The following is a 3,468-nucleotide window of genomic DNA, read 5'->3' as shown; positions in this document are numbered from 1 at the left end:
TGTGTATAAGATCCAGCGCAAGGGCCCGGAAACGGCCGGCTCCGGCGGCGGCGCGGGTGGCGATGCGGGTGCAGCACGGTCAGCGGAACGGGTGGCAGCGCGGATGGCGGAGCGGGCAAGCAGGAACGGGGACGGGATCCGGACACGGCAACCAGCCGAACCGACTCACAGTAGTTCATCTGTACCAGATTCAGGCCAGAATCTGCATCGGCAGGCCCGTGCCGTCGAGGTCGCCGCCGAGGCGCAGGGCCGTGCCGGCCTCGATGCGCGCGGCGCTCCACAGGGCCGCCAGGGCATCGAGGATGTCGTCATCGGCCACCTGGCGGCGCAGGAAACGGGCGCGGATCGCGGCCGCCGCCCCCGGAAAAATCCGCTCCACCAGGGCCAGGCGATCGGCGGCGCCGGCGGCGCTCCTCTTGGGGTGCGGCATCGGCACACCACCGTTCCACTCGCGGAAACACAGCTCCGGGTGCACCTCCACCAGGCAGCGGGCCTGCCCTGGATCGCGCTGCAACCAGGCGTCCACCTGGCGCACCTTGGCGAGGATGTGGAACGCCTGCTTGCTGAGCTTGCAACCCTGGGCCGCCTGGGACAAGGCACAGGCCTCCGGGTAGCTGGTGGCGGCCAGCACGCCGCGCAGGGGCGCTGAAAAGACACTGCTGCGGCGGGGGCCCAGCAGGCGGCGGGCTTCGCGATCGCAGCGGCGGGGCCCGGCTTCGGGCAGACCGATGGGGATGTCGATGGCGGTGAGGTGCCAGCCCGGCCCCTCCAGCAGCTCAAGGGCGGAGGGGAACAGCCGGGCGGTGACGGGCTCCCCCGGTCCCTCGCAGGACACCGCCAGCCAGCCGGCCCGGCAGCCATCCACCCCGCGCAAGCCCTGCATGCCGTTCCGTCCGTGCTGGGGAGGCGATCCTGGCGCGCGGCTGTTGGCCGCGGCCCTCAAGGCCCTGGGGCAATCCATTCCAGCCGCCGCACGCTGCGCCGCAGCACCTCCACCAGCTCGCCGCGCATCAGCAACCCCGTCCCGCCCCACACCAGGCGCAGGGCAAGATCGAGCGGACCGGCGCCGAGGTCGCGCAGCGGCGTGAAGCCAAGTCGCTCGAAATAGCGCACCAAGCGGCGGTGCTGACGCGGATCGTCGCGGATGGCGAGCAGGCGCGCCTGGCGGCAGGGCGTGCACTCCAGGGCCCAGGCGCCGGTGGCGGCCCAGATCAAGGGGCCCACTGTGGCGATGTCCTGTCCCTGCACCCGCATGGTGTCGAGCTGCAGACCCGCGGTCGTGGGGAGCGCCCAGCCCTTGAGCTCCCCCAGCAGCAGGGGAGGCTGCTGCGGCCGCGAGCGGGCCACCACAACCCGCAGGCCCCGGATCCCCAGACGGTCGGACACCTGCAGGCGCAGAAGCAGGCCGCCGCCTGCGGCACGGCGTTCCAGATCCGCCAGGGAGGGCAGCGCTGCCAGGGCCGGCAGCGCTGACGGGGAGGCAGGGGCCATCGCACCGGCAGCCAGACCAGGCCATCCTGACGGCGGGCCGCCGCGCGGGTGTCAGACCAGCCGAGAACCGCTGGCACGCCGGCGCTGCTCCGGATCGAACACCGCGGCGATCGAGCGGATCAGCCAGCGGCCCTGGGACGTGACCTCGACCAGGCCCTGATCGCCCTGGCGCTGCAGCTGCACCAGGCCATCCGCGGCCAGGGCCTGAAGGTCGTGCCACTCCTGCGCGAAACCCTCCAGGGGCAGCGCAACCCGGAAGCGGCACATCACCTCCTGAATCAGCCGGCGCCGTTCCAGCACCGCCGGATCGCGCACCACCAGGCCCCGTTCCACCGGCAGGCGACCGGCCTCGAGCGCGGCGTAGTAGGCGCGCAGATCACGCAGGTTCTGGCTGAACAGATGGGGGAACTGGCTGATCGCCGTGGGGCCCACCCCCAGCAGATCGAGCTCACCACCGGTGGTGTAGCCCTGGAAGTTGCGGTGCAGCCGGCCCTCGCGGGCCGCGACCGCCAGGCTGTCGCCCGCCAGGGCGTAGTGATCCATGCCGATGGCGTCGTAGCCGGCGGCGGCCAGCAGCTGGCTGGCGGACTCCAGCATGGCCAGCCGCTGGTGCTGGCTGGGCAGATCCTCGGCCGCGATCTTGCGCTGCAGGGGCAGTTGCTGCGGCAGATAGGCGAAGGAGAACAGGGAGATGCGATCGGGCCGCAGCTCCCGCACCAGCTCCAGGGTGGTGCGGAAGCGCTCCGGTGTCTGCAGCGGCAGGCCGCAGATCAGATCCACGTTGACGCTCTCGAACGAGGCCTCCCGCATCCAGGCCATCGCCCGACGGAGCTGCTCGACGGGCACCACCCGATTGACCGCCTTCTGTACCTCGGGATCGGCATCCTGGATGCCGAAGCTGATGCGATTGAAGCCGAGCCCGCGCAGGCCGAGCAGCTCGTCACGGCTGAGGAACTCGGGATTCACCTCGATCGAGGCCTCCAGATCGGTGGCGAGATCGAAGTGCTGATCCAGCAGCTCCCACAGCTGCCCCTGTTCCGCCGGCGTGAGGTAGTTGGGGGTGCCGCCGCCCCAGTGCAGCTGCCCCACCCGCCGCCGCTGGCCCGCGGCGGCCCCGATCAGCTGCAGCTCCCGCTCCAGCGCCTGCAGATAGGGGCCCACCACCCGGGAGCCGGCCTGGGTGGTGACCCGGTTGCAACCGCAATACCAGCAGGCATGGCGGCAGAAGGGCACATGGACATACAGCGAGAGGGGCTCGGCGGCGGGCCTGGCCAGCTGGGCCGCCAGATCGGCGGCGCCCACCGCCTCCGAGAAGGCGGCGGCGGTGGGGTAGCTGGTGTAACGCGGCACCGGCTTGTCGTACTTGAGCAGCAGCGCAATCGGGGTGGAAACCGAGGGCTTGGCGGCAGAAACGGAACGGGATGGCGCGAACGTCATCAGATCGGGGGCTAGGGGAGCGAAGGGTGCGGCGAGAGCGGATGGGGAACGGCTGGACAGCGGCGCTCCGCTCAGACCAGCTCGCCCAGTTCGGCCAGCAGGCGCTGGGTGGCGAGGAAGGCGTCCTCCGCTTCCTGCAGCAGCTCCTGCTCCTGGGACTCGCTGAGCCGCAGCTGCTCGAAGCCGTCGTGGAGACCCTGCTTGAGCTCACTCAGGGGCCGGTCGAACTGCCAGAACTCCACGGCAGGCAGGCCGTGGCGGCGCAGGATGGCATTGGCCTGCTCGCTGAGCTGCTGCCCGCCGGAGAGATCACCGCCGTAGCGCACGTACACATGGGCGAGGAAGCGGTGGGGCGCGGTCTCAGCGAGGGTGGAGAGCTGCTCGAGCCAGGAGCTGGCGGCCGCAGACGGAGACGTGGCGGGAACGGCCGCAGCCTCCAGCTGGGCCAGGTCATGGCCGAGGGCGGCGCTGCGAGCCAGATCAGCCCAGGGCAGCGTGGCCCCGAGGGCCTCCGCCAGGGCCGGCCCCCGCCGCTCGATC

At 71.7% G+C, this 3,468-nt stretch carries 4 protein-coding genes; all 4 read right to left on the bottom strand.

Going from position 1 to position 3,468, the window contains the following annotated elements; all coding sequences use genetic code 11:
• Positions 1 to 190: 190 nt before the first annotated feature.
• On the bottom strand, positions 191 to 883 hold the full coding sequence (locus tag VB716_RS04510; RefSeq protein WP_323269848.1) for a DUF429 domain-containing protein: 693 nt from the start codon (positions 881 to 883) through the stop codon (positions 191 to 193).
• 56 nt (positions 884 to 939) lie between these two features.
• Positions 940 to 1,491 (bottom strand): hypothetical protein, encoded by a 552-nt coding sequence (locus VB716_RS04505; RefSeq protein WP_323269846.1) that lies wholly within the window; start codon positions 1,489 to 1,491, stop codon positions 940 to 942.
• Between the two features lie 51 nt (positions 1,492 to 1,542).
• A complete protein-coding gene (hemN, locus tag VB716_RS04500; RefSeq protein WP_323269845.1) occupies positions 1,543 to 2,928 on the bottom strand; it encodes an oxygen-independent coproporphyrinogen III oxidase in 1,386 nt (461 codons plus the stop codon).
• A gap of 71 nt (positions 2,929 to 2,999) precedes the next feature.
• On the bottom strand, positions 3,000 to 3,468 hold a 469-nt coding region (locus VB716_RS04495; protein ID WP_323269843.1), incomplete at its 5' end, for a biliverdin-producing heme oxygenase.

The sequence above is a fragment of the Synechococcus sp. CCY9201 genome, from assembly GCF_034931105.1.
Taxonomy (GTDB): domain Bacteria; phylum Cyanobacteriota; class Cyanobacteriia; order PCC-6307; family Cyanobiaceae; genus CBW1002.
Note: the sequence above shows the minus strand (reverse complement) of the source record. Positions and strands in the feature narration are given on the sequence as shown.